Annotated in this window: 21 protein-coding genes; 9 read left to right on the top strand and 12 right to left on the bottom strand. The window is 70.4% G+C overall.

The genetic code is table 11. The features are described from left to right. Window positions 1-152: 152 nt before the first annotated feature. The 5 genes from ACLZOT_RS19190 to dnaA form a co-directional block, all read right to left on the bottom strand. On the bottom strand, window positions 153-710 hold the full coding sequence (locus tag ACLZOT_RS19190) for a DUF721 domain-containing protein (RefSeq protein ID WP_416970179.1): 558 nt from the start codon (window positions 708-710) through the stop codon (window positions 153-155). Next, window positions 707-1,864, bottom strand: a complete 1,158-nt coding sequence (gene recF / locus ACLZOT_RS19185; protein ID WP_416970178.1) for a DNA replication/repair protein RecF — start codon at window positions 1,862-1,864, stop codon at window positions 707-709. The genes ACLZOT_RS19190 and recF overlap by 4 nt, the downstream gene beginning before the upstream one ends. A gap of 28 nt (window positions 1,865-1,892) precedes the next feature. Further along, complete coding sequence (gene gnd / locus ACLZOT_RS19180) at window positions 1,893-2,768, bottom strand: phosphogluconate dehydrogenase (NAD(+)-dependent, decarboxylating) (RefSeq protein ID WP_416970177.1); 876 nt, start codon at window positions 2,766-2,768, stop codon at window positions 1,893-1,895. 141 nt (window positions 2,769-2,909) lie between these two features. Next, window positions 2,910-4,040 carry a DNA polymerase III subunit beta gene (gene dnaN, locus ACLZOT_RS19175; RefSeq protein ID WP_416970401.1) on the bottom strand — a complete coding sequence of 377 codons (1,131 nt, stop codon included), beginning with the start codon at window positions 4,038-4,040 and terminating at the stop codon, window positions 2,910-2,912. A gap of 1,149 nt (window positions 4,041-5,189) precedes the next feature. Beyond that, window positions 5,190-7,133 carry a chromosomal replication initiator protein DnaA gene (gene dnaA / locus ACLZOT_RS19170; RefSeq protein WP_416970176.1) on the bottom strand — a complete coding sequence of 648 codons (1,944 nt, stop codon included), beginning with the start codon at window positions 7,131-7,133 and terminating at the stop codon, window positions 5,190-5,192. Window positions 7,134-7,509: 376 nt separating this feature from the next. On the opposite strand from dnaA, the gene rpmH reads away from it, so the two are divergent. The 9 genes from rpmH to ACLZOT_RS19125 all read left to right on the top strand — a co-directional run bounded on the left by rpmH (window position 7,510) and on the right by ACLZOT_RS19125 (window position 14,453). After that, the gene (rpmH, locus tag ACLZOT_RS19165; RefSeq protein ID WP_003975051.1) at window positions 7,510-7,647 is read left to right on the top strand and encodes a 50S ribosomal protein L34; all 138 of its coding nucleotides are present in this window, start codon (window positions 7,510-7,512) and stop codon (window positions 7,645-7,647) included. A 21-nt stretch (window positions 7,648-7,668) separates the two neighbouring features. Continuing rightward, window positions 7,669-8,040, top strand: a complete 372-nt coding sequence (gene rnpA / locus ACLZOT_RS19160) for a ribonuclease P protein component (protein ID WP_416970175.1) — start codon at window positions 7,669-7,671, stop codon at window positions 8,038-8,040. Further along, a complete protein-coding gene (gene yidD / locus ACLZOT_RS19155; protein ID WP_355880154.1) occupies window positions 8,037-8,390 on the top strand; it encodes a membrane protein insertion efficiency factor YidD in 354 nt (117 codons plus the stop codon). Before rnpA ends, yidD begins: the two co-directional genes overlap by 4 nt. 3 nt (window positions 8,391-8,393) lie before the next feature. Next, window positions 8,394-9,671, top strand: coding sequence for a membrane protein insertase YidC (gene yidC, locus ACLZOT_RS19150; protein ID WP_416970174.1), 1,278 nt, complete (start codon window positions 8,394-8,396; stop codon window positions 9,669-9,671). A gap of 15 nt (window positions 9,672-9,686) precedes the next feature. Further along, window positions 9,687-10,199, top strand: a complete 513-nt coding sequence (locus tag ACLZOT_RS19145) for a protein jag (RefSeq protein WP_416970173.1) — start codon at window positions 9,687-9,689, stop codon at window positions 10,197-10,199. A gap of 140 nt (window positions 10,200-10,339) precedes the next feature. Continuing rightward, window positions 10,340-11,056, top strand: coding sequence for a 16S rRNA (guanine(527)-N(7))-methyltransferase RsmG (gene rsmG, locus ACLZOT_RS19140; protein WP_416970172.1), 717 nt, complete (start codon window positions 10,340-10,342; stop codon window positions 11,054-11,056). Window positions 11,057-11,313: 257 nt separating this feature from the next. After that, window positions 11,314-12,387 (top strand): AAA family ATPase, encoded by a 1,074-nt coding sequence (locus ACLZOT_RS19135; RefSeq protein WP_416970171.1) that lies wholly within the window; start codon window positions 11,314-11,316, stop codon window positions 12,385-12,387. Next, a complete protein-coding gene (locus ACLZOT_RS19130; protein ID WP_416970170.1) occupies window positions 12,384-13,472 on the top strand; it encodes a ParB/RepB/Spo0J family partition protein in 1,089 nt (362 codons plus the stop codon). Before ACLZOT_RS19135 ends, ACLZOT_RS19130 begins: the two co-directional genes overlap by 4 nt. Window positions 13,473-13,835: 363 nt before the next feature. Further along, on the top strand, window positions 13,836-14,453 hold the full coding sequence (locus tag ACLZOT_RS19125; RefSeq protein ID WP_416970169.1) for a GNAT family N-acetyltransferase: 618 nt from the start codon (window positions 13,836-13,838) through the stop codon (window positions 14,451-14,453). Between the two features lie 100 nt (window positions 14,454-14,553). Here the strand turns inward: ACLZOT_RS19125 and trxA are convergent, their stop codons facing one another. The 7 genes from trxA to ACLZOT_RS19090 form a co-directional block, all read right to left on the bottom strand. Then, window positions 14,554-14,886: a thioredoxin gene (gene trxA, locus ACLZOT_RS19120; RefSeq protein ID WP_416970168.1), complete on the bottom strand. Its 333-nt coding sequence runs from the start codon at window positions 14,884-14,886 to the stop codon at window positions 14,554-14,556. A gap of 47 nt (window positions 14,887-14,933) precedes the next feature. Next, the gene (gene trxB / locus ACLZOT_RS19115; protein ID WP_416970167.1) at window positions 14,934-15,899 is read right to left on the bottom strand and encodes a thioredoxin-disulfide reductase; all 966 of its coding nucleotides are present in this window, start codon (window positions 15,897-15,899) and stop codon (window positions 14,934-14,936) included. A gap of 147 nt (window positions 15,900-16,046) precedes the next feature. Continuing rightward, the gene (locus tag ACLZOT_RS19110) at window positions 16,047-16,943 is read right to left on the bottom strand and encodes an anti-sigma factor family protein (protein WP_416970166.1); all 897 of its coding nucleotides are present in this window, start codon (window positions 16,941-16,943) and stop codon (window positions 16,047-16,049) included. Beyond that, a complete protein-coding gene (sigM, locus tag ACLZOT_RS19105; RefSeq protein WP_416970165.1) occupies window positions 16,940-17,665 on the bottom strand; it encodes an RNA polymerase sigma factor SigM in 726 nt (241 codons plus the stop codon). Before sigM ends, ACLZOT_RS19110 begins: the two co-directional genes overlap by 4 nt. A gap of 26 nt (window positions 17,666-17,691) precedes the next feature. Next, entirely contained in the window at window positions 17,692-19,404 is a 1,713-nt protein-coding gene (locus ACLZOT_RS19100; protein ID WP_416970164.1) for a protein kinase family protein, read from the bottom strand. 138 nt (window positions 19,405-19,542) lie between these two features. Continuing rightward, the gene (gene murJ, locus ACLZOT_RS19095; RefSeq protein ID WP_416970163.1) at window positions 19,543-21,843 is read right to left on the bottom strand and encodes a murein biosynthesis integral membrane protein MurJ; all 2,301 of its coding nucleotides are present in this window, start codon (window positions 21,841-21,843) and stop codon (window positions 19,543-19,545) included. A 44-nt stretch (window positions 21,844-21,887) separates the two neighbouring features. Further along, window positions 21,888-24,212, bottom strand: coding sequence for a DUF6049 family protein (locus ACLZOT_RS19090; RefSeq protein WP_416970162.1), 2,325 nt, complete (start codon window positions 24,210-24,212; stop codon window positions 21,888-21,890). Window positions 24,213-24,232: the final 20 nt, after the last annotated feature.

Raw genomic sequence — 24,232 nt, 5'->3', positions numbered from 1 at the left:
CCCTGCATACGTCGTCTACAGCCTTGTACGACAAGCGTTTTGGGTACGCGGGAAGGGCGCCCTCGGGCGTACGGCGCTCCCGCGCGCGCGTGCGCGAGGAGACCGGGCGGGGTGACGCCGCCCGGCACGGCACGAGGGCCGCGTGATGTAAGTCACCCGTAAGTGTCGCCGGGCCCCGTGCTCCCGGGGGCGCGCAGCGGCCCGTACCGGCGTACGGGACCACCGGGCCCCAGCACCTTGATGTGCCGTACGGCACCGTGCCCGAGGTCCTGGTTGAGACGGGCCACCAGGGTCGGCGCCAGCAGCCGCAGGTTCGTCGCCCAGGCCGTCGAGTCGCAGCGCACGACCAGCTCGCGCGCGTCCTCGTCGTACCGCTCCGGGACGCAGTGCTTGCCGATGTCCTCGCCGACGATCTCCGGCCAGCGGCCCATCACCCCGCCGACCGCGGCCGGGGCCTCCCAGCCTCGCTCGTTCAGCAGGCGGTTGATCGCGGCGCCGAGCGCCATGGGGTCACGGCCGTCCGCGCGCGCGCCCGAGCGCAGGCCGCCGCCGCGCCGGACCTGCTTCTTCTGCTGGGCGGCGTCCCCGCGCGCGCGGGCCTGTTCACGCGCCGCCTTGAGCGCCACGCGCGCGAGGTCGACGCCGGAAGGCTCTTTCCGGGAAGCCGGTTTGCCGGGAACTTCCTTCGCGTCCCGTTCGTCGGTACTCATACCCGCTCCACCTGCCCGCCCGACACCGAGAACCGCGTCCCGACCAGCACGCCCGGCACATCGTCGTCCACCGCGGCCGTCACCAGCACCTGTTCGCCGGGCGCCACCAGCTCCGCGAGGCGTTCGCGGCGGCGGGCGTCGAGTTCGGCGAAGACGTCGTCGAGGACGAGGACCGGCTCGTTGCCCTCGGCGCGCAGCAGGTCGTAGGAGGCCAGTCGCAGGGCGAGGGCGTAGGACCAGGACTCGCCGTGCGAGGCGTAGCCCTTCGCGGGGAGCTGGCCGAGCTTGAGGAGGAGGTCGTCGCGGTGGGGGCCGACGAGGGTGACGCCCCGTTCGATCTCCTGCTTGCGGGACTCCGCGAGGGCGGCCATGAGCTGCTCGTACAGCTCCTCGCGGGTGTGTGCCTCGCCGGGGGCCGACGGCTTGTACTCCAGGGCGATCGGGCCGCCGCCGGGGGCGAGTTGCTCGTACGCCTTGTCCGCCAGCGGCTGGATGGCCGCCACCAGGTCGAGGCGCTGGGCGAGGAGTTCGGCGCCCGCGCGGGCCAGGTGCTGGTCCCAGACGTCCAGGGTGGAGAGGTCCGCCCCCACGCTCGAATCCACTCGCGCGGGAGGTGCCCCCCTCCGGCCGCCGTGCCGGCGCGCGAGGGCCGCCGACTTGAGGAGGGTGTTGCGCTGCTTGAGGACGCGCTCGTAGTCGGAGCGGACCCCGGCCATGCGCGGGGAGCGGGCGGTGACCAGCTCGTCCAGGAAGCGGCGGCGCTCGCCGGGGTCGCCCTTGACGAGCGCGAGGTCCTCCGGCGCGAACAGCACCGTGCGCAGGATGCCGAGGATGTCGCGGGGGCGGACCTGACTCGACCGGTTGATGCGCGCGCGGTTCGACCTGCCGGGGTTCAGCTCCAGTTCGACGAGCTGCTGCCGGTCGCCCTGGCGGACCTGGGCGCGGACGATGGCCCGCTCGGCGCCCATCCGCACCAGCGGCGCGTCCGAGGCGACGCGGTGGCTGCCGAGGGTCGCGAGGTAGCCGACGGCCTCGACGAGGTTCGTCTTGCCCTGCCCGTTGGGGCCCACGAACGCGGTGACGCCCGGGTCGAGCGGGACCTCGGCCCGGGCGTACGAACGGAAGTCGGCCAGCGACAGATGCGTGACGTGCATGGCCGACCTCTCCGGGGTGTCGCTCGGACTACTTGGACTCGACGGCGTGCCCGCCGAACTGGTTGCGCAGCGCCGAGATCATCTTCATCTGCGGCGAATCGTCCTGCCGGGACGCGAACCGCGCGAACAGCGAGGCGGTGATCGCGGGCAGCGGCACGGCGTGGTCGATGGCGGCCTCGACGGTCCAGCGCCCCTCGCCGGAGTCCTGCGCGTAACCGCGCAGCGTGTCCAGGTGCTCGTCCTGGTCCAGCGCGTTCACCGCGAGGTCGAGCAGCCAGGACCGGATGACCGTCCCCTCCTGCCAGGACCGGAAGACCTCGCGTACGTCGGTGACGGAGTCGACCTTCTCCAGCAGCTCCCAGCCCTCGGCGTACGCCTGCATCATGGCGTACTCGATGCCGTTGTGGACCATCTTCGCGAAGTGCCCGGCACCGACCTTGCCCGCGTGGACGGAGCCGAAGTCGCCCTCGGGCTTCAGGGCGTCGAAGACCGGCTGGACCTTCGCGATGTGCTCGGCGTCGCCGCCGTACATGAGCGCGTAGCCGTTGGTGAGGCCCCAGACGCCGCCGGAGACACCGCAGTCGACGAAGCCGATGCCCTTGGCCGCCAGCTCCTCGGCGTGCTTCTCGTCGTCCGTCCAGCGGGAGTTGCCGCCGTCCACGACGACGTCCCCGGGATCGAGGAGTTCGGCCAGCTCGTCGACGGTCGCCTGGGTGGCCGCACCCGCCGGGACCATCACCCACACGACGCGCGGCGCCTGGAGCGTGTCCACAAGGTCCTTGAGGCTGTGGACGTCCGCGAGTTCCGGGTTGCGGTCGTACCCGACGACGGTGTGGCCCGCGCGGCGGATCCGCTCGCGCATGTTGCCACCCATCTTGCCGAGGCCGACGAGACCGAGCTCCATCAGTGGTTCCTTAGGTTGCGGTGGGGCGGGAGGGGTGCGTGTGCACCCCGCACGACCCTAAACCCGGAGGTCAGCGCACAGTTGTGGGCATAACCGCTCAGATGCTCTCTCGTCCCGCCCCGGCTCAGCGGGTTCAGCCGCTCAGCCGCTCAGCCGCACCGGCATGATCAGGTACTTGTACGCCTCGTCCGCCTCGGCGTCGAGCGCGGGCTTGCCGCTCAGCAGCGCGGGCTTCGTCGACGTCGTGAACGACAGCTGCGCCACCGGGGAGTCGATCGCGCTCAGGCCGTCCAGCAGGAACGTCGGGTTGAAGGCGATGGAGATGTCGTCGCCCTCCAGGTTCGCGTCGACGCGCTCCACAGCCTGTGCGTCGTCGCTGGAACCGGCCTCCAGGATGAGCACACCCTGTTCGAAACTCAGCCGCACCGGGGTGTTCCGCTCGGCGACCAGCGCGACACGCTTGACCGCCTCCACGAAGGGGGCCGTCTCGATCACGGCGACGGAGTTGAACTCGGTCGGGAAGAGCGTGCGGTACTTCGGGAGGTCGCCCTCCAGCAGACGCGTCGTCGTCCGGCGGCCCGCGCCCTCGAAGCCGATCAGGCCCTCGCCGGAGCCCGAGCCGGAGAGCGCCAGGATGACGCTGTCGCCGCTGGTGAGCGCCTTGGCCGTGTCCAGCAGGGTCTTCGCGGGCACCAGCGCGACCGCCGACGCCTCGGGGTTCTCCGGCTTCCACAGGAACTCGCGGACGGCGAAGCGGTAGCGGTCCGTGGACGCCAGCGTGACCGTGTCGCCCTCGATCTCGATCCGGACGCCGGTCAGCACCGGGAGCGTGTCGTCACGCCCGGCGGCGATGGCGACCTGGGCGGCGGCGGAGGCGAAGACCTCGCCCGGCACGGTGCCCGTCGCGTTCGGCATCTGCGGGAGCGCCGGGTACTCCTCCACAGGCAGTGTGTGGAGCGTGAACCGCGAGGAGCCGCAGACCACCGTCGCCCGTACACCGTCTGTGGAAATCTCCACCGGCCTGTTCGGCAGCGCCCGGCAGATGTCCGCGAGCAGCCGCCCCGACACCAGGACCGTGCCCTCCTCGTCGACCTCGGCCTCGACGCCGACCCGCGCGGAGACCTCGTAGTCGAAGCTCGACAGGCTCAGCTGGCCTTCCTCGGCCTTCAGCAGGAGGCCGGCGAGGACAGGCGCCGGCGGGCGGGCCGGGAGGCTGCGCGCCGCCCAGGCCACGGCCTCCGCGAGTACGTCGCGTTCCACCCGGATCTTCACTCTTGCCGCCTCCTGCTGTTGCCGGCGCTTCTCGGCCTGCTTCGCCTTCGTCGTCTGTCTGGGTGTCACGGCCCTCGGCGAGGGGAAGGACATCCGGGGACCAGTCTGACGCACCCCACTGACACCTGGTGCCCCTCGGGGTCAAGTCGTGACAACGGGCAGCCGGAGGCCGCGGAGCGAGTTGTGCACAGGCCCCGCTTCGAACCGATTCCCAGGCTCTCTCTAGTTGGTCTTAGTAGTAGGGCCTGTGGATACAGTGGATAACCCCGTTTTCCCAGCTCAGGGCCCGAATTTTATCCACCGACCCTGTGGATGGCTCCGGTGGATAACCCACCTCATCTGTGGAGAACGAAAAGTTCTGCACACCCCGTCCACAGACCGGGCCCGGTTGTCCCCAGCTGCGTCCCCAGGTTTACCCACGTTTCCCACAGGCCAACCCGGCACCTTCGTGTGACGCGCTTCACTCGACCCGGTGAGGAGGCGCGTCGTGTTGCCGAACAGTGGACAACGCTGTGGAGAACCCCCTCCTCCCTGGGGAAAACGCCCCCCAACCTGGGGAAACCCGGTGGACAACTTCATCCCCACCCTGTGGACCGCCAAGTTGTCCACACCCTGTGGAAAACCTTTATCCACTAATCCACAGCCACCTGACCTGCCCAGATGATCTCGCACACCCCCAGCCTGTGGACACAGTCTGGACAACTCCACGGTCCCCACCCTGTGGAAGCCAAAAACCCACCGAATCTGTGGACGAAGGCCGTAACCCTCGCGGGATTCGAACACCGAGCCCGCCGAGGAAGCACCGGGAAGCACCGGGGAAGCCCCCGAGGGAGCCGCCCCGGCAGCCTGCCGCCGGGCAGAACCTGCCCGACGGACCGGCCGAGGCCCCTCTTCTTCAGCCCGTCTGGGGGCACCTCCCTGCTCGAAGAGCTTGGGGGAGTTTGAGGACGAGGCCCTTTCGGGGCCGATCAACCACCCACCCACCCGAAGCAGCCCCCACCTCCCCCACCCACCCCTGGCGGGGTCGAAGGGGCGGCAGCCCCTGGGGATGGGACGGGTAAGGGCGGCGGGGGCGAGGAAACTCACAGGGTGTGGACGGCGAAGGGCGCCCCCGGTCGTCCAGGGGCGCCCTCAGCGGTCGTACGCGGCTCAGCCGTTCTTGATGCGGTTCGTCAGTTCCGTCACCTGGTTGTAGATCGACCGCCGCTCAGCCATGAGGTTGCGGATCTTGCGGTCCGCGTGCATGACCGTGGTGTGGTCACGGCCCCCGAACAGCGCACCGATCTTGGGCAGGGAGAGGTCGGTCAGCTCTCGGCACAGGTACATGGCGATCTGCCGGGCGGTCACCAGGGCCCGCCCCCGCGAGGTCCCGCAGAGGTCCTCGACGGTCAGCCCGAAGTAGTCGGCCGTGGCGCTCATGATCGCCGTGGAGGTGATCTCGGGCGCCGAGTCCTCCCCCCCGGGGATGAGGTCCTTGAGGACGATCTCCGTGAGGCCCAGGTCGACGGGCTGCCGGTTGAGGGACGCGAACGCGGTGACCCGGATCAACGCCCCCTCCAGCTCACGGATGTTGCGCGAGATCCGGGAGGCGATGAACTCCAGGACCTCCGGCGGCGCGTTGAGCTGCTCCTGCACGGCCTTCTTGCGCAGGATCGCGATCCGCGTCTCCAGCTCGGGCGGCTGCACGTCCGTGATCAGCCCCCACTCGAAACGGTTCCGCAACCGGTCCTCAAGGGTGACGAGCTGCTTGGGAGGCCGGTCGCTGGAGAGAACGATCTGCTTGTTCGCGTTGTGCAGCGTGTTGAACGTGTGGAAGAACTCCTCCTGCGTCGACTCCTTGTCCGCGAGGAACTGGATGTCGTCGACGAGCAGGATGTCCATCTCCCGGTACCGCTTGCGGAAGCTGTCGCCCTTGCCGTCCCGGATGGAGTTGATGAACTCGTTGGTGAACTCCTCGGAGGACACGTACCGCACGCGCGTACCGGGGTACAGGCTGCGCGCGTAGTGCCCGATGGCGTGCAGGAGGTGCGTCTTCCCGAGCCCGGACTCGCCGTAGATGAACAGCGGGTTGTACGCCTTGGCGGGCGCCTCGGCGACGGCGACGGCCGCGGCGTGCGCGAACCGGTTGGACGCGCCGATCACGAACGTGTCGAAGAGGTACTTGGGATTGAGCCGGGCGGTCGGCTCACCGGGCCCCTTGGCGGCCGGGGCCCCTCCGGAGGCGGGCGCGGGAGCCCCGCCGGGCCGGTGCGCGGGCTCGGGCAGCTCACGCCGTACGGGGTCGCGCTGGTCGTAGTCGGGCCGGGAGGGCGCCTCGTAGGGGGGCCGCTCGGCCGCCGGTGGCCGGTACGCCTCGGGCGCGGCCCGCCGCTCGGGCCCGGCGGGGTACGCGTCCTGCCCGTACGGCTCCTTCTGGCTGTACGGCTCCTGTGATCCGTACGACTCCGGCGGCGTGCCCGCGTACGGATCGCGCTCGGGGAAGCCGAGCCGCTGCTGCTGCCAGCCGCCGTACTCGTCGGGCCGCTCCGCGCGCTCGGGCCGGTCGGGGCGTTCCGCGCGGGGCCAGGCGCCGGGCTCGGGCCGCTGGTACTCGGCGGGGTAGGCGGGCCGGACCGCGGGCAGGGGCCGCTCGGCCCGCTCGCCGGGGGGCTCGGAGCGGTGCCGGCCGTAGCCGCCCTCGTAGGGATCGTCGTACTGCGGCTCGTAGTCGGAGCGGGCCGGGGCGTCGTAGGTCGGCTTCTCGTACGACGGCGGCGGGAGCTCGGGCTCGTCGTAGCGGGGCTGCGGGGCTGCGGGGGGCGCGGGCGGGGGCTCGCCCGCGGACTCGTCGACGGTGATCGCGATCCGGATCGGCCGCCCGCACTCGCGGCTCAGGCTCTCGCTGACGATCGGCGCGAGCCGCCCTTCGAGGACGTTCTTCGCGAACTCGTTCGGTACGGCGAGCAGGGCGGTGTCCGCGACCAGCGCGAGGGGCTGGGTGCGCCGCAGCCACCGTTCGTCCTTGACCTCCATCCCCTGTCCGCGACCTTCGCCGAGGAGCTGCTCCAGTACTCGCGGCCACACTGCGGCAAGATCGGCAGGTACGTCAGCCACAGGGCACGCTCTCTCGAAGGTCCCACGATCGTGTGATCTCGGGACGGTGCGGGATGTAAATCGGGTGGGGCGGGGGACATGGGAACGAATCGGAGTCCAGTCACGGTAGTCAGCGCGTGGGGTGCGGTTCAAGTTGTTGTCCACAGCCTGGGGACAGTGTCTCCCGGCGACCCCTGGTTTGACCGGATGGCGGCGCCCCGCGTACCGTAACCAGGTCGAGTTGTCGATGGCTGCTGCCGCCTGCCTCCGATGGGCACAGATCGCGTCAGGTGATCGGGAAGCGGTGCACTCGGGCGTAAGCGAGAGCTACTCGTGGGCGCACGGTGACAGCCAGGACGGCACCCGCCGCCCCCGATTTGATTTCTGGAGCCCCCGAGTGAGCAAGCGCACCTTCCAGCCGAACAACCGCCGTCGTGCCAAGACCCACGGCTTCCGCCTGCGGATGCGTACCCGTGCCGGTCGCGCGATCCTGGCGACCCGCCGCAGCAAGGGTCGCGCCCGTCTGTCCGCCTGATCCCGGTCAGGTCATGCCGTCGTGCTGCCCACCGAGAACCGGCTGAGGCGGCGCGAGGACTTCGCGACCGCGGTACGGCGAGGCCGCCGGGCCGGACGCCCGACGCTCGTCGTCCACCTTCGCAGCGATGCAACGGACCCGCACGCGCCTGGGGAGAACGCTCCCCCGACGCGTGCGGGTTTCGTCGTGAGCAAGGCCGTGGGAAAGGCCGTCGTGCGCAACACGGTGAAACGCCGGCTGCGCCACCTGATGCGCGAGCGGATCGCCTCGCTGCCCCCCGGTAGCCTGGTAGTAGTACGAGCGCTGCCCGGATCGGGCGACGCCGGCCACGCACAACTGGCCCAGGACCTCGATGCCGCCCTTCGACGGCTGTTGGGAGGGGGCACGCGATGAAGTACCCGCTGCTGGCCCTGATCAAGCTGTACCAGTGGACGATCAGTCCGCTGCTCGGGCCGGTGTGCAAGTACTACCCGTCGTGCTCCCACTACGGATACACAGCCATCGACCGGCACGGCGCGGTCAAGGGAACAGCGCTCACCGCCTGGCGCATCCTGCGATGCAACCCGTGGTCCCTGGGCGGTGTGGACCACGTGCCGCCGCGGAAACGACCGCGATGGCACGAGATGCTGCGCGACGCCTGGCGTGCGCGCACGGGCGGGACCTCCGCCGCCGAACCGGCCACCGAAGGCACCAGTCCTTCGGGCCCGGCCGCAGAGCCCCCGTCCCATGCCCAAGGAGCATGATTAGTGGACACGATTGCCAGCCTGTTCAGCTTCATCACGACACCTGTGTCCTGGGTCATCGTCCAGTTCCACAAGGTGTACGGGGCCATCTTCGGCCCCGACACCGGGTGGGCCTGGGGCCTGTCGATCGTGTCTCTGGTGATCCTCATCCGGATCTGCCTGATCCCGCTCTTCGTGAAGCAGATCAAGGCCACGCGCGCCATGCAGACGCTCCAGCCCGAGATGAAGAAGATCCAGGAGCGCTACAAGAACGACCGGCAGCGCCAGTCCGAGGAAATGATGAAGCTGTACAAGGACACGGGTACCAACCCGCTGTCCTCGTGCCTTCCGATCCTCGCCCAGTCGCCCTTCTTCTTCGCCCTCTACCACGTCCTCAGCGGTATCGCCTCGGGCAAGACCATCGGCGTCATCAACGACGACCTGCTGGCGAGCGCGCGTCAGGCGCACATCTTCGGCGCCCCGCTGGCCGTGAAGTTCACGGACAGCGCCGCGAAGGTCGAATCGCTCGGCGCCTCGCTGACCGACGTACGCGTCGTCACCGCGATCATGATCGTCCTGATGTCGGCGTCGCAGTTCTTCACGCAGCGCCAGCTGATGACGAAGAACGTCGACACCACGGTCAAGACGCCGTACATGCAGCAGCAGAAGATGCTCATGTACATCTTCCCGGTCATGTTCGCCGTCTTCGGCATCAACTTCCCCGTCGGTGTCCTCGTCTACTGGCTGACCACCAACGTGTGGACCATGGGCCAGCAGATGTTCGTCATCCGCAACAACCCGACCCCGGGTTCGAAGGCGCAGGCGGCGTACCTGGAGCGGCTCTCGAAGCACGTCGAGCACCACGGCAAGATCCGCCGACGGGGCGAGAAGGTCATCGTCAAGGCGATCGTCGCCAAGGGCCGTGACCGCAACGAGGCGGAGCGCAAGTTCATCAACGGTCTGACCAAGCTCGGTCTCGCCGCGCAGGCCGACGGCAGCGTGGCCAAGAGCGAGGTCCAGGTCATCGAGCACGAGGACGGCACGACGACGCCCGCCGGCGCCCCCAAGCGCCAGCAGCCCAAGCGTCAGTCGAAGTCCCAGCGCCAGTCCGGCGGCCCCGCCAAGGCGGCCGACGAACCCGCTCCGACGACCTCGCTCACCAAGTCCGACGAGCCGCAGGACACCCCGCCCGCCGCCAAGCCCGCCGGTCCCAAGCCGGGCGCCGGAGGTGGCCGCAGCAAGGCCCAGTCCGGGCAGCGCAAGGGTGGCCAGCAGCGCCCCAAGTCCCCCTCCAAGAAGTAAGAAGGAGCCCATCCCGTGACGGAAGGCACCACCTCCGCCGCCGCCGAGGGTGCAGACACCCTGACCCGCCTGGAGCAGGAGGGCGAGATCGCGGCGGACTACCTTGAGGGTCTCCTCGACATCGCCGACCTCGACGGCGACATCGACATGGACGTCGAAGCCGACCGTGCCTCTGTGTCGATCATCAGCGACTCCAGCGGCCGCGATCTCCAGAAGCTGGTCGGCCGCGACGGCGAGGTGCTGGAGGCACTCCAGGAGCTGACGCGCCTCGCCGTGCACCGCGAGACCGGTGACCGCAGCCGTCTGATGCTGGACATCGCGGGCTACCGCGCCCAGAAGCGCACCGAGCTCTCCGAGCTGGGCGCCAAGGCCGCCGCCGACGCGAAGAACTCCGGCGAGCCGGTCCGCCTCAAGCCCATGACCCCCTTCGAGCGCAAGGTCGTGCACGACGCGGTCAAGGCGGCCGGCCTGAGCAGCGAGTCCGAGGGCGAGGAGCCCCAGCGCTTCGTCGTCGTGCTGCCCGGCTGAATGCGGTAGAACGCCGGTTCAGGCAGCGTGTTTTTCCCGGCCCCGTCTGTCTTGTCGTACAGACGGGGCCGGTCTTTTGTCAGTCAGGTGGTTCGGTGCCGGCGCTCGGTGCGCCGGTGCGGTACGGAAGGACGGTCCCCGTGACGGAGGCAGCGGAACTCCCCCCTGCGCCCGAGGAGGCTCGTGAGGTATTCGGCGATCGCTTCGCGGACGCGGTCCGGTACGCCGAACTGCTGGCCGAGACGGGCGTGCAGCGCGGTCTCATCGGCCCCCGCGAGGTGCCCCGGCTCTGGGAGCGGCACCTCCTCAACTGCGCGGTGCTCTCCGAGGCCGTGCCCGAGGAGGTGACCGTGTGCGACGTCGGCTCGGGCGCCGGGCTGCCCGGGATCCCGCTCGCGCTGGTCCGGGACGACCTCAAGATCACCCTGCTGGAGCCGCTGCTGCGGCGCACCAACTTCCTGAACGAGGTCGTCGAACTGCTCGGCCTCGACCATGTCACCGTCGTCCGGGGACGCGCCGAGGAGGTCATGGGCAAGCTCCAGCCCGTCCACGTGGTGACCGCCCGCGCGGTGGCCCCCCTCGACCGCCTTGCCACCTGGGGCATCCCCCTGCTGCGTCCCTACGGCGAGATGCTCGCGCTCAAGGGCGACGCCGCCGAGGAGGAGCTGAAGAGCGCGGCGACCGCGCTGACCAAGCTCGGCGCGGTCGGGACGTCGATCCTCCACGTCGGCGAGGGCATCGTCGACCCGCTCTCCACGGTCGTCCGGGTCGAGGTCGGCGAGAGCCCCGGCGGGGTCCGGTTCGCGGCGAAGCGCGCCAAGGCGGCGCGGACGGGGCGGGCCCGGCGCCGACGATAGGACCACCGCGCCGGTCAGATTCCGGCGTTTGAGTGGATATCTGACGGAGTGTCGCGGCCGTTCGACGGGCGGCGCTGGGCATCGTGTTTCACGTGAAACGTCGCTCCCTGCTGCACGGCATCATCAGCCGTGGCCGCGCCGCGGCCGAACCCCGCGACCGTAAGCCTCTCGGTTCACTCGATGAGGGAACGGAGTTGTCCACAGAGGTGGATTTCTCCACAGAAGACCAGACCTCACTGGTTCACGACCATGGAGACATGGGAGGCTCTGTTTATCGCGAGCCTGATGTCGAGGAGAGTGAATCCTTGCGGTCCGACGCCAACATCGCGGGACCGATGACCGATCCGGTCCCCGGTCCCCGTACCGAGCCGTTGGGGGACGATGTTTCACGTGAAACACCGCCCCCGATGGACGACACCCCGATCGGTCGTGCTGCCCAACTAGCGGTGGAGGCGCTGGGTCGTGCCGGTGAGGGCCTGCCACGGCCCGAGCAGACCCGCATCATCGTGGTCGCCAACCAGAAGGGCGGCGTGGGCAAGACGACCACGACCGTCAACCTGGCCGCGTCCCTCGCCCTGCACGGCGGCCGAGTCCTGGTGGTCGACCTCGACCCCCAGGGCAATGCCTCGACAGCTCTGGGAATCGACCACCACGCCGAAGTACCGTCCATCTACGACGTGTTGGTCGACAGCCGCCCGCTGTCCGAGGTCGTCCAGCCCGTCCCGGACGTCGAGGGCCTCTTCTGCGCCCCGGCCACGATCGACCTCGCCGGCGCGGAGATCGAACTCGTCTCCCTGGTGGCCCGCGAGAGCCGGCTCCAGCGAGCGATCCAGGCGTACGAGCAGCCCTTGGACTACGTCCTCATCGACTGCCCGCCCTCGCTCGGCCTGCTGACGGTCAACGCGATGGTGGCCGGCGAGGAGGTCCTGATCCCGATCCAGTGCGAGTACTACGCCCTGGAGGGCCTGGGCCAACTCCTGCGCAACGTCGACCTGGTACGGGGGCACCTCAACCCCACCCTGCATGTGTCGACCATCCTGCTCACCATGTACGACGGCCGGACGCGCCTCGCGTCGCAGGTCGCGGAAGAGGTGCGCACCCACTTCGGCGAGGAGGTGCTGCGGACGAGCATTCCCCGCTCGGTCCGTATCTCCGAGGCGCCGAGCTACGGGCAGACGGTGCTGACCTACGATCCGGGATCGAGCGGCGCCCTCTCCTATCTTGAGGCGGCACGAGAACTCGCGCTGAAGGGCGTCGGCCTCACCTACGAGGCCCCCCACGCCCATATCGGCGCCCAGAACAACCCGAACATGGTGGAGGGGATCCAGTGAGTGAACGACGGAGGGGGCTGGGTCGTGGGCTAGGCGCACTGATCCCCGCTGCCCCGACGGAGAAGTCGCCGGCTCAGGCCGCGCTGGGAGGTTCCGCATCTCCCTCGGCGGTCCCGCTGCTGACGACCGACCGGGGGGTGGCCGCGGCGAAGGTGGCCACGCTCCCGGCGCCTGTTTCACGTGAAACAGAGGAGCCGATCGAACCGGAGCTGCCGGCGCCCCCCATCGGCGCCCACTTCGCCGAGATCCCCCTCGACGACATCACGCCCAACCCCCGCCAGCCCCGTGACGTCTTCGACGAGGACGCACTGCACGAGCTGATCACCTCCATCCAGGAGGTCGGTCTCCTCCAGCCGGTCGTGGTCCGGCAGACGGGCCCCGCGCGCTACGAGCTCATCATGGGCGAGCGGCGCTGGCGGGCCTGCCGCGAGGCGGGACTTGAGGCGATCCCAGCGATCGTCCGCGCCACGGACGACGAGAAGCTCCTCCTGGACGCCCTTCTGGAGAACCTCCACCGGGCCCAGCTCAACCCGCTGGAAGAGGCCGCGGCCTACGACCAGCTGCTGAAGGACTTCAACTGCACGCACGACCAGTTGGCGGACCGCATCGGCCGGTCCCGTCCTCAGGTCTCCAACACCCTGCGGCTGCTGAAGCTCTCGCCCGCCGTGCAGCGCCGGGTCGCGGCCGGGGTGCTCTCCGCCGGGCACGCCCGCGCTCTGCTCTCCGTCGATGACTCGGAGGAGCAGGACCGGCTGGCCCACCGCATCGTCGCCGAGGGGCTCTCGGTGCGGGCGGTCGAGGAGATCGTCACCCTCATGGGGTCCCGTCCCCAGACCCCGCAGCGGGTCAAGGGGCCGCGGGCCGGTGGCCGGGTCTCCCCGGCGCTGTCGGACCTCGCGACCCGGCTGTCGGACCGCTTCGAGACACGGGTGAAGGTCGACCTCGGGCAGAAGAAGGGGAAGATCACCGTCGAGTTCGCCTCGATGGAGGACCTGGAGCGCATCCTCGACTCCCTCGCCCCTGGTGAGGGCCCGGCCCTGCAGAAGGGGCTCCTGGAGGGCGGCAGCGAGGAAGCGGAGGCGTAGGCGAGGGGTCGGGCCTCCGGTCGCGCTCGCCGTGCCGGGAGCGGCTGCCAGGGGAGTCCGACGCCCTGCCGGAGCCTGAGCGGGCCGTGTCCGGTATCCACCGGAACACGGCCCGCTCTTTGCTTTTCCGCCGTATCGGGGCCTTCTCTTCCTGGATACGATGCGGACGGGTATGGCGCATCCACCGGGCAGCACCTCTGAGGGGGAGGCGGAGGCCATGCGAACGATGAGCCGGACCGGACTGGTGAGCGCGGGCCTCGGGCTGGGCACGGTCGGCGGGTTCGTCGGCAGTCTGCTCAGAGAACGCAGTGCTCTGGCAGCCGCCCGCAACGCCGCGGGCGAGAGAAGCGAGGAACAGGCTTCATGGGGCGTCGGCTCGTACCGCTCACGCTGGACAACCTCCAGGATCTTCCCCAGCGCTGTCGCTCGTGTGTCTTCTGGGAGCTCGACCCCGTCAGCGGCGAAGCAGCGCTGAAAGCGGGGACCCCGGCGCTGGAGAAGGAGGCGTGGATCTCCGCAGTCCTGCTCGACTGGGGGTCCTGCGGCCGGGTCGTCTACGTCGACGAGGCGCCCGTCGGGTTCGTGCTGTACGCGCCGCCCGCCTATGTGCCCCGCTCCACGGCGTTCCCGACGAGTCCGGTCTCCTCGGACGCGGTGCAGTTGATGACCGGGTTCATCCTGCCGGGGTATCAGGGGCAGGGGCTCGGGCGGGTGATGGTCCAGACGGTCGCCAAGGATCTGCTGCGGCGGGGGTTCAGGGCGATCGAGGCGTTCGGGGACGCACGCTGGAGCGGGCCGAGCTGTGTGCTGCCGGCCGACCATCTGCTGGCGGTGGGCTTCAAGACGGTCCGGCCGCATCACGCGCACCCCCGGCTGAGGCTGGAGCTGCGGACGACGCTCTCCTGGAAGGAAGATGTGGAGCTGGCGCTGGACCGGCTGCTGGGGGCGGTACAGAAGGAGCCGGTGCTGAGGCCGCTGTGATGCGGCATGCGAAAGGGCCGACCCTGGTGTGGGTCGGCCCTTCGATGTTTCACGTGAAACATCGCCTCGCTCGGCGCTGAAGCTTGCTCGGCGCTGAGCCTTATTCGGCGATGAACTCCTCCAGGTCGCGCACGATCGCGGCCTTCGGCTTGGCGCCGACGATCGTCTTGGCGACCTCGCCACCCTGGTAGACGTTCAGGGTCGGGATCGACATGACGCCGTACTTGAGCGCCGTCTCCTGGTTCTCGTCGATGTTCAGCTTGACGATCTCGATCTTCTCGCCGTACTCGGCGGCAATCGCCTCAAGGGAGGGCGCGATCTGGCGGCACGGGCCGCACCACTCGGCCCAGAAGTCCACCAGGACGGGCTTGTCGCTCTTGAGGACGACCTCTTCGAAATCGGCGTCGGTCACGTGCTTGAGGGTGCCGGCCACGGGGGCTCCTTAAATCTTCTGCGAGGGGGAGACTTTGGTGCAGGGGGTCAGACAGCGGTCTTCTCGGCGGTCTGCTCCTCGTCCGCGAGGGCCGCGAGGAAACGCTCGGCGTCGAGCGCGGAGGAGCAGCCGGTACCGGCGGCGGTGATCGCCTGGCGGTAGGTGTGGTCGACGACGTCACCCGCCGCGAAGACACCGGTCAGGTTGGTCCGGGTCGAGGGAGCCTCGACCTTCAGGTAGCCCTCGCCGTCCAGGTCGAGCTGGCCCTTGAAGAGCTCGGTGCGCGGGTCGTGGCCGATCGCGATGAACAGGCCGGTGACCGGGAGGTCGGACAGCTCACCGGTCTTGAGGTTGCGCAGCTTCAGCCCGGCGAGCTTCTGCTCACCCTGGATCTCGGCGACCTCGCTGTCCCAGACGAACTTGATCTTCGGGTCGGTGAAGGCGCGCTCCTGCATCGCCTTGGAGGCGCGCAGGGAGTCCCGGCGGTGGACGATCGTCACGGACCGGGCGAAGCGCGAGAGGAAGGTCGCCTCCTCCATCGCGGTGTCGCCGCCGCCGATCACGGCGATGTCCTGGTCCTTGAAGAAGAACCCGTCACAGGTGGCACACCAGGAGACACCGCGCCCGGAGAGCACGTCCTCGTTCGGCAGGCCGAGCTTGCGGTGCTGGGAGCCGGTCGTGACGATGACGGCCTTCGCCTTGTGGACCGTGCCCGCGGTGTCCGTGACGGTCTTGATCTCACCGGTGAGGTCGACGGACACGATGTCGTCCGGGATCAGCTCGGCACCGAAGCGCTCCGCCTGGGCGCGCATGTTGTCCATCAGGTCGGGGCCCATGATGCCGTCACGGAAGCCCGGGAAGTTCTCCACCTCGGTGGTGTTCATCAGGGCGCCGCCCGCGGTGACGGCGCCTTCGAACACCAGCGGCTTCAGCGACGCGCGCGCGGTGTAGAGGGCTGCCGTGTAACCGGCGGGCCCGGAGCCGATGATGATCACGTTACGGACGTCGCTCACGGCTTGGTTCCTCGTCTCTGGTCTGCGTCGTTCGACCGGTGGGAGCATCCCTGCGCTCTCACCCCACCCAACGGATATTAAGGGGCGTGCATTCCCGGTGTGTCCGGGCACACGGAGGCTCGGTCGCGGCGGACGGGACGCCGTGAGCTACGGGTGGGCGTAGGAACCCTTGAGGAGCACGTCGGCCTGGGTGGAAGGGTGCTGCTCACAGGCCCGGTCGACGAGGTAGGCGTCGACGTGGCTGCTGTCGGAGGCGTTGCGGAACACGACGAGGAGGACGTCCTTGCCCTCGTAGACGCCTTCCTTCGAGGCGAGCGCAGGGTCCGTACGGTCCGTGCCCTTCAGGACGCAGGGGGGGACGTTCGGGGTGCTGAGCACCTGGGGGCTCTCGACGTTCCCTTGGATGCCGACCTCGCCCCTGGGGGCGCGGGAGGAGCGGCTGCTCTTGAGGGCGGTGTTCACGGATTCCTGGAAGGTGCCCTTGGCGAAGGTGTCCGCGGCTGTGGGGCCGCCGCTGTCCCCGTCGCCCCCGACGAGAGAAGAGAACAGGACCGAGCCGAGGCCCAGGGCGGCGGCGGTGAAGACCCCGAGGACGGCCGCTGTGCGGCGACGGCTTCGGGGACGGTCCTTGCTTTTACGGCCAGGGCCGGTGGTGGCGGTGCGGGCGCGGCCGGAGGGGCGGCTGGGGGCGCGGTCGGGTGCCGATGTTTCACGTGAAACACCGGCAACTTCGGCGGTCACCTCAGCGTCCGGCTCCCCGGTTTCGACTGTCACATCAGGTACCGCGGTCTCAGAGGCCCCCGCCTCCGCCGCCAGCGCCGCGTCGATCCGCAGCACGACGTCGTCCGGCATACTCACCGGCTCCGGGAAGGTGCCGAGGAGGTCGCGGAGCTCCTCCAGGGACGCGTGGGTGTCGGTGCAGGGCTCGCAGGTGTCCAGGTGCCGGTGCAGCTCGGCGCTCCGGGACGGGGGGAGGAGACCCTCGGTGAGGTCGGAGAGCTCAGCGACGTCCGGGTGCCCGGCCGTGTCCGTCGTCGATGTCACGCTCGCCCACCTCCGCCCTTCGCGGTAGCTGAATCGCCGGTGCCGGCTCCGTCCGGACCCTTCTCGCAGGGATCCGCTGACGGTGGGACGGATGTCCCCGGTCCCCGGTTCCGTCTGGTGCCCGGCCCCTTCTCGTCGCCGCTGTTTTCCGGCCGGAGATGGGTGAGCAACGGGAGGAGTCTGGCGCGGCCCCTGGCGCAGCGGCTCTTCACGGTGCCGGTGGGGACGTCGAGCACCTTGGCCGCCTCGGCGACGGGGTAGCCCTGCATGTCGACGAGGACGAGAGCCGCGCGCTGGTCCGGCGGGAGCGTGCCGAGGGCCTCGATGAGCTGGCGGTGGACGTCACCCCGCTCGACCGGTTCCGAGGCCGACTCGTGGGGCTCCAGGAGCTGTTCGAGCCGCTCGGTGTCGTCGACCGGCGAGGTCTTGCGCGAGGCGGCCTTGCGGGCCCGGTCGAGGCAGGCGTTCACGGTGATGCGGTGCAGCCAGGTCGTGACGGCGGACTGCCCCCGGAAGGTGTGCGCGGCCCGGTACGCCGACACCAGCGCGTCCTGCACGGCGTCGGCGGCCTCCTCCCGGTCCCCCAGCGTCCGCAGCGCGACGGCCCACAGCCGGTCACGGTGCCGCCGCACGATCTCACCGAAGGCGTCGGGGTCGCCTGTCACATGGCGGGCGAGCAGATCGGAATCGCTCACACCGTCGAACCCGGCGCCTTCCGCCATCGGCCTCCTCCCCCTCCGGTGAGATGTCAGCCCGTGAACTTCACGTTCGTTATGGCCTGCTTGTACCCGGCGCCGTTGTACTCGTCCTTGCCCGAGTACGGCAGCGCCGTCAGCCATACGAGAACGTACCGCGTCTTCACCGCGGTCTTGGCGGAGAACGTGAGTTGGCTGCTGGAGGTCTCCTTCTCGGCGATCTTCGTCATCGAGCTGAGAGGAGCGGAGGAGGAGAGCGAGTCGGTGGCGTACAGGGCACCGGTCGTGTGGTCCCCGCCGTAGAGGAGCTCTATCGAGGCGCCCGACACGGACTGTTCGGAGCCGAGGTCGTAGACGATGCCGACGCCCTCCTTGAACGGAGCGAGGGTGGGGCCGCCGGTGAACGTGTACGTCCGCCAGTAGGTGGAGCCCTTCGTGTCGTAGGTCAGACCCACGTCGTCCGGGTGCTGCGGCTTGCCGTCCGGGTAGTACTCGGCGGCGTCCTCGATCGTGAGGGTCTTGACCGGCTTCGGCGTGGCGCTGGGCTTGTCGCCGCCGCCGTCCGTCTGGGTCTGGTTGGTGTCGGAGTCCGCCTTGGCGAGGAGGGTCTCCGCGAGCTGCCAGCTGCCGAGGCCGAGGGCGGCGATGAGGAGGGCGGAGACCGCCCACTTCAGGGCCTTGCCGGTACGGCTCTGCAGCGGGGGCGGCGGGGTCGGGACCGGCTGGGTGACGCCGGGGTGGGGGGCCGGACGGCCGTACGTGCCCTGCTGGTAGGTGGTGCGCTGGTAGTCCGGGGGCGCGGTGAAGACCGGCTCCGGGGGGCGGATGCGGGGCATCTCGCCGATCGCCTTGACGAGTTCCTCCGGCGTCGTGCACGCGGACTCGTGCCGGGAGGCGGTCGCGCCGTCGTTGACGAGGGCGCGCATCGCCAGCTCGGACAGGCCCCGGTGGACGTGCGCGCGGACCTGGTCGGGGGCGATCAGGCCGATGTCCTTGGGCAGCCCGGCGAGGCCGTGCGCGTCGTTCTCGTACGGCCAGCGCTGGGTGAGCGCCGCGTACAGCAGGGCGCCGATCGCCTCGGTGTCGGTGCGCTGCGGGGTGTCGGAGGTGATGCCGCGCAGCGCGGCGTTCACCGCGAGGCCGCGGACGCGCCACTGCCCGGTGGAGGTGCGCAGGACGGCGTTGGGGTTGAGCCGCAGATGCGCGAGGCCCTCGCGGTGGGCGGCGGCCATGGCGGCGGCGAGCTGACTGACCATCTGGTACGCGTCGTGCGGCTCCAGAGGCCCGGCGGCCAGCAACGCGGTCAGCTCGACCGCGTCGGGCAGCCACTCGTGGACGACGTACACGAGGTCGTTCTCCTCGACGGCGTCCAGCACCTGCACGAACCGCGGGTCGCCGAGGAGGGCCGCCGAGCGGGCCGCGGCCAGCACGGAACGAGCCCGTGGATGGTCGGCCGGCAGGACGTGGACGCCCACCGCGCGGCGGAGTTTCTCGTCGACCGCGCGCCAACTGCTGAACCCGTCCAGACGGGTGACGCACTCTTCGAGACGGTACCGTCTGGCAAGTTTGTGGCCGCTGTGCAGCTCCGGTGCCGAGGTCTTCCCGGGACGCTCCGTCCCGTCACTCCCCTGTACCTCGTCGCTGTCCGTGTCCCGCTCCCGGTTCTGGGCCACGCCGTCGGCCGTGGACTCGTCCGCCTTGGCGGTCGGCGGCTCGCCGCCGCCGTTCGCTGCCACGTCGACGGCAGCCGTGCTCCGTTCCGCCACCGTCGTTCCCTGCCTCCCCATGTCATCGCGCGCCGCCGGCGATCGTGCACGCCGTTCGACGCCGAACCAATTGTGCCCACAGTCCGCCGCTATGCACGACACACGGCGGCGGACGATGGTTGTGCGCTCGCCCCTAGGTCAGCGACCGAGTCGTCCGCGCACCATACCGACGAGCGAGTTGAGTTCCTCGATCCGCATCCGGCGCGCGGCCACGAAGAAGACTCCGAGCAGGACCGCCCCGCCGGCCAGCAGCGCGGCGAACGAGCCGCCGACGCCCTGCCCGAGGGTGTGGGCGATGCCGTAGCAGGCGGCGCCGCTGAGCAGCGCGGCCGGCACCGAGGCGATGCACAGCCGCGCGTACGTCCGCAGCACGCGCGCGCCGTCGAGGTCGCCGCCGAGCCGCTTGCGCAGCCGCGCCCAGGCGACCCCGACACCGATCGCGTACGCCAGACCGTACGCGGCGGACATCCCGATCACCGCCCAGCGGGACGGCAGCAGCAGGTAGCACAGCACCGAGGCGCCCGCGTTGACGGCGGCGACGATGACCGTGTTGTAGAAGGGGGTGCGGGTGTCTTCGTACGCGTAGAACGCGCGCAGGACGACGTACTGCACGGAGTAGGGGATCAGGCCGAGGCCGAAGGCCATCAGCATGTAGCCCATGTTCGTGGCCGAGCCGGTGCCCGAGGAGCCGAAGATCAGGGTGCACATCGGGATGCCGAGGGCGAGGAAGCCGAAGGCGATCGGGACGATGGCGACGGCCGTGGTGCGCAGGCCCTGCGAGATGTCGTCGCGGACCGCGCCCGCGTCGTGCTCGGCGGCCGAGCGCGCGAGGCGCGGCAGCAGCGCGGCCATCAGCGAGACGGTGATGATGGCCTGCGGCAGGCCCCAGATCAGCTGGGCGTTGGCGTAGGCGGCGAAGCCGGTGCCGTCGATCGGGGAAGCCTTGCCGGCCTTGGTGGAGAGCTGGGAGACGACGAGCGCGCCGGCCTGGTTGGCGAGGACGAACAGGAACGTCCACTTCGCGAGGGTGACGGCCTTGCCGAGGCCGTGGCCGCGCCAGTCGAAGCGCAGCCGCATCCGGAAGCCGGTCTCGCGCAGGTACGGGATCATCGCGAGGGCCTGGACGACGAGGCCGAGCAGGATGCCGACGCCCAGCAGGCGCTGGCCCTCCGGCGGGATGTTGGTGACCTTCATGCCGGAGTCGGCGGCGGTGCCGTAGACCCAGATGAACATGCCCAGCGTCACGATGATGACGATGTTGTTGAGGACCGGTGTCCACATCATCGCGCCGAACTTGCCGCGCGCGTTGAGGATCTGGCCCATCACGACGTGCACGCCCATGAAGAAGATCGACGGCAGGAAGTACTGGACGAAGGTGACACCGACGTTGTTGGCGGCCGGGTCGTTCGCGACGGAGTCCGACAGCAGGCGGATCAGCAGCGGGGCGCCGAAGATCGAGGCCGCGGTGAGGATGCCGAGCGCGACCATGACGAGGGTCAGCAGCCGGTTGGCGAACGCCTCGCCGCCGTCGTCGTCCTCCTTCATCGCGCGCACGAGCTGCGGCACGAAGACCGAGTTGAGGCCGCCGCCGACGGTCAGGATGTAGATCATCGTCGGGAGCTGGTAGGCGACCTGGAAGGTGTCGCCGAGGAGGCCGACGCCGAGCGCCGAGACGATCATCGCCGAGCGGACGAAGCCGGTGAGGCGCGAGACCATCGTGCCGGCCGCCATCACCGCGCTGGACTTCAGCAGCCCGGCGGCCTTGCCGCTCTTCTTCGCCTGAGCGGAGGGGGCGGTGGGGGTGGCGGGGACCGGTTCCGGGGGGTCGGGGACCGCGGCCGTGAGGTTCATCGTGCGGTCGTCGACGGGCACCGGCGCCTGGTACTGCGGGGCCGGGACCTGCGGGGTCTCGATGTGCGGGCGGTCGGTCTGCGGGCGCGGGGTCCGGGGGGCCTGGGGGGTGCCGCCCTGTCCCTGGTCGCGGAAGAGGTGGGCGAACGCGTCCGGCTGCGGCTGCTCCTCGCCGGAGTGCGTGACCAGGTCGTCGACGCCCACGAACTGCGTGGTGCGCGCGTCGTCGCCGTACGGCAGGTACTGCGTCGGGCCCTCCGGCTCGGGTGCCGGGGGCTGGGCCCAGACCTGCGGGTCGGGGGCGTACGCCGACTGCTGCGGCTGGCCGTACAGGGGCTGCGAGGGGTAGGTGCCGGGGGGTGGCGGGGGGTGCGCGGCGCGGTCGTACAGGGCCTCGGTGACCGGGTCCTGGGCGGTGAGGTCCTGCGCGCGGTAGGGGTCCTGGGCGAAGGCGTCCTGGAGGTAGGTGTCGGCGGGCTGCTGCGGCACCTGGCCGTGCTCGTGACCGCGCTCGGGCGGCGGCGGGCCCTCGGGGTGGCCCGAGCCGCCCACACCCTGGCCGCGGTCACCGTCGTACGGCGCGTTCATGGTTACCCCACCTCATCGTCCCGGGCCGACCGGCCACGACATCCTCAACGGTCCACTCTCTCACCCGTGCCGGACGGGTCCGTGCTTTCCGCTGCGGTGTCCGGTGTCTCGTCACTCGGCTGCTGCGGGTCGTCTGCCCCCGGCCCGGCGGCGGACTCCTCGGCGGGCTCACCGGCGTCCTCGTGCGCCGCGCGGGCGGCGGCGCGCTTGCGGTGGGTGTACATCCGGAAGCCGGCCAGCACCAGCAGCAGGAAGCCGCCGCCGATGACCAGCATGACCGTGGCCGTGATCTCGGTGACCCGCACGTCGAAGACGACTTCCTTGCCGTACGGCTGGCCGTCCTGGGTGTAGAGCTGCGCGATCACCGTCGTCTTGCCGTTGGTGTTGGCGGACGTGGCGAACTTCACGCTCGTGCTGTGCCCGCCGGAGACCGTGACGGACTGCTCGTCCCAGTCGTGGCCGGCGATCTCCAGCCGCGTCGGGTTCGTCGACGTGATCCGCAGGACCAGGTGGTCGACGCCCTGCACCAGGCTGTTCTGCACGGTCACCGGGATCATGGCGCTGCGCCCGGACAGCTTCATCTCCGACTTGTCGATCAGCCGGACCTGGTCGGTGAGCGTCGTCAGATGCGCCGCCACACCCTGCCGGTAGCTGCTCGCCGCCGTGCCGCGCCCGCGCCACGACGTCGACATCTCACGGTTTATGGCCCGCCCGAAGGGGGTCACGACCCGCGACTCGTCGGTCAGGATCACCTTGAAGTTGTCGAGCTTGTCCTGCGTGTTCGCGATGTCCTGGAACGCGCTCTTCGCCATCTCCTGCTTGCGCAGCGCCGACGGGTACGAGGACCTGCCGGGCACCGTCGTGGTGGCGCCCGGGTCGGGCTTGACCGCCGCGGTCGCCGCCAGGGCCTGCGCCTGGGACCAGGAGCCGCCCCGCAACGCCGTCACGGCCTTCGCGAGCGCCTGCGCCTGAGCGGCGGTCGGCATCCGCTGCGGCGCCACGACGACGCTGCGCTGCTTGTCGTTCTGGAGGTTCACGGCGAGGCTTTGCGCCAGGAAGTTCTGGACGGCGAGCGTGGCCGACGACGCGCTCGTCAGATCGCCCTGGAACGCCGTCGACAGCCGGTAGTCCGCGACGACCGCCGTGGTGCCGCCACCGATCGGACGGGCCGCGGACGGCGTGTACGACAGGTCGTCCTCCAGGCTGTCGCTGCGGGCGATCACCTTGTCGGCGCCCGCCGAGGTCGCGACCTTCACGATCGACGGGTCGACGGCCCCGTCCACCGGCCACGCGAAGTCGGTGGACGGCGTGACGTGCAGGACGGTGTCCACGGTCGTCGCGGCGACGTCGGTGGCGGCCTTGAGCTGGCTCAGCGTGCCCGTGACGTTCGTGCCGTTGTGGGCGAGGGAGGCCAGGTCGGGGTCGGCGAACGGCAGCGCGACGACCTCCTTGCCGGTCACGGCGCCCTGGAGCTCGGCGAGGAACTGCTTCGCCACGGCCGAGTGGGTGCCCGGGACGGTGGTGTCGTCGCCGGCCTGGACGCGGTAGCCGCCGCTCATCGCGTCGACGGACGCCAGCAGGTCCGGGTCGATCACCCAGGTGACGTCCAGGGACTTGCCCAGCGCCACGAGCTGCTCCAGGCGGCCGCCCGGAGCGATCTCCGCCGCGAGGTCGTCGTTGAGGAAGACCGGCGTCTGCTGCTGGTTCGAGCCTGTCTCCGCCGTCACGTGCACGGTCGACACCAGCGGCCACAGGACCGTCGTCCGCGTGGTCGCCTCCGGCGCGTCCGACTGCCACGGCAGGAACGTCCGCCGCGCGCCCAGCACCTGGTCCCAGGACTGCGCGGCCGTCTCGCCGGAGAGCGTGACGCCCAGCGGGTAGACCCCGTCGCCGCCGAGGTCCAGCTTGTCGACGGGGACGGTGATCGTGAACGGCTGGGCCACGCCCGGCGTGAGCGTCGTGAACTTGGCGGTGTACGCGCCGCCCAGCGGGCTGCCGGTCGCGCCGGACACCGAGGCGGAGCGCTTGGCGACGTCCGCGATCGCCGAGCGGGTCGTCAGCACGGACCCCACACGCAGGTCCACGTGCGCGTCGGTGACCGCCTGCTTGCCGTTGTTCGTCACCGTGCCGGACACGGTCAACGTGTCGCCGTCGGTGGGCACCTCCGGGGTGAGCGCGTCGACGGCCACGGAGACCGTGCCCGCGTCCGACGCCTCCCTGGGGGCCTCGGGCGCCGCCTGCGCCGCCGTGGCAGCGGGCAGCAGCAGCCCGGCCAGCAGAGGCGCTCCCGCGAGCAGTGCCCCGGTGCGCCGCAGCCAGCGGCGGGCAGGTGAGGGGGTCGACCCCGGGATGTCTGCCGCCTCGGCCACGCGTTCGCCCGTCCCTCGTC

This window comes from Streptomyces sp. 4F14 (assembly GCF_048159485.1).
Classification (GTDB): Bacteria; Actinomycetota; Actinomycetes; order Streptomycetales; family Streptomycetaceae; genus Streptomyces.
Note: the sequence above shows the minus strand (reverse complement) of the source record. Positions and strands in the feature narration are given on the sequence as shown.

Excerpts from the sequence above, each read along its gene's own strand:
- ACLZOT_RS19190 (WP_416970179.1), bottom strand. The coding sequence starts at position 710 with ATGAGTACCGACGAACGGGACGCGAAGGAAGTTCCCGGCAAACCGGCT.
- recF (WP_416970178.1), bottom strand. The coding sequence starts at position 1,864 with ATGCACGTCACGCATCTGTCGCTGGCCGACTTCCGTTCGTACGCCCGG.
- gnd (WP_416970177.1), bottom strand. The coding sequence starts at position 2,768 with ATGGAGCTCGGTCTCGTCGGCCTCGGCAAGATGGGTGGCAACATGCGC.
- yidD (WP_355880154.1), top strand. The coding sequence starts at position 8,037 with ATGAAGTACCCGCTGCTGGCCCTGATCAAGCTGTACCAGTGGACGATC.
- ACLZOT_RS19135 (WP_416970171.1), top strand. The coding sequence starts at position 11,314 with ATGGGAGGCTCTGTTTATCGCGAGCCTGATGTCGAGGAGAGTGAATCC.
- ACLZOT_RS19125 (WP_416970169.1), top strand. The coding sequence starts at position 13,836 with ATGGGGCGTCGGCTCGTACCGCTCACGCTGGACAACCTCCAGGATCTT.
- sigM (WP_416970165.1), bottom strand. The coding sequence starts at position 17,665 with ATGGCGGAAGGCGCCGGGTTCGACGGTGTGAGCGATTCCGATCTGCTC.
- murJ (WP_416970163.1), bottom strand. The coding sequence starts at position 21,843 with ATGAACGCGCCGTACGACGGTGACCGCGGCCAGGGTGTGGGCGGCTCG.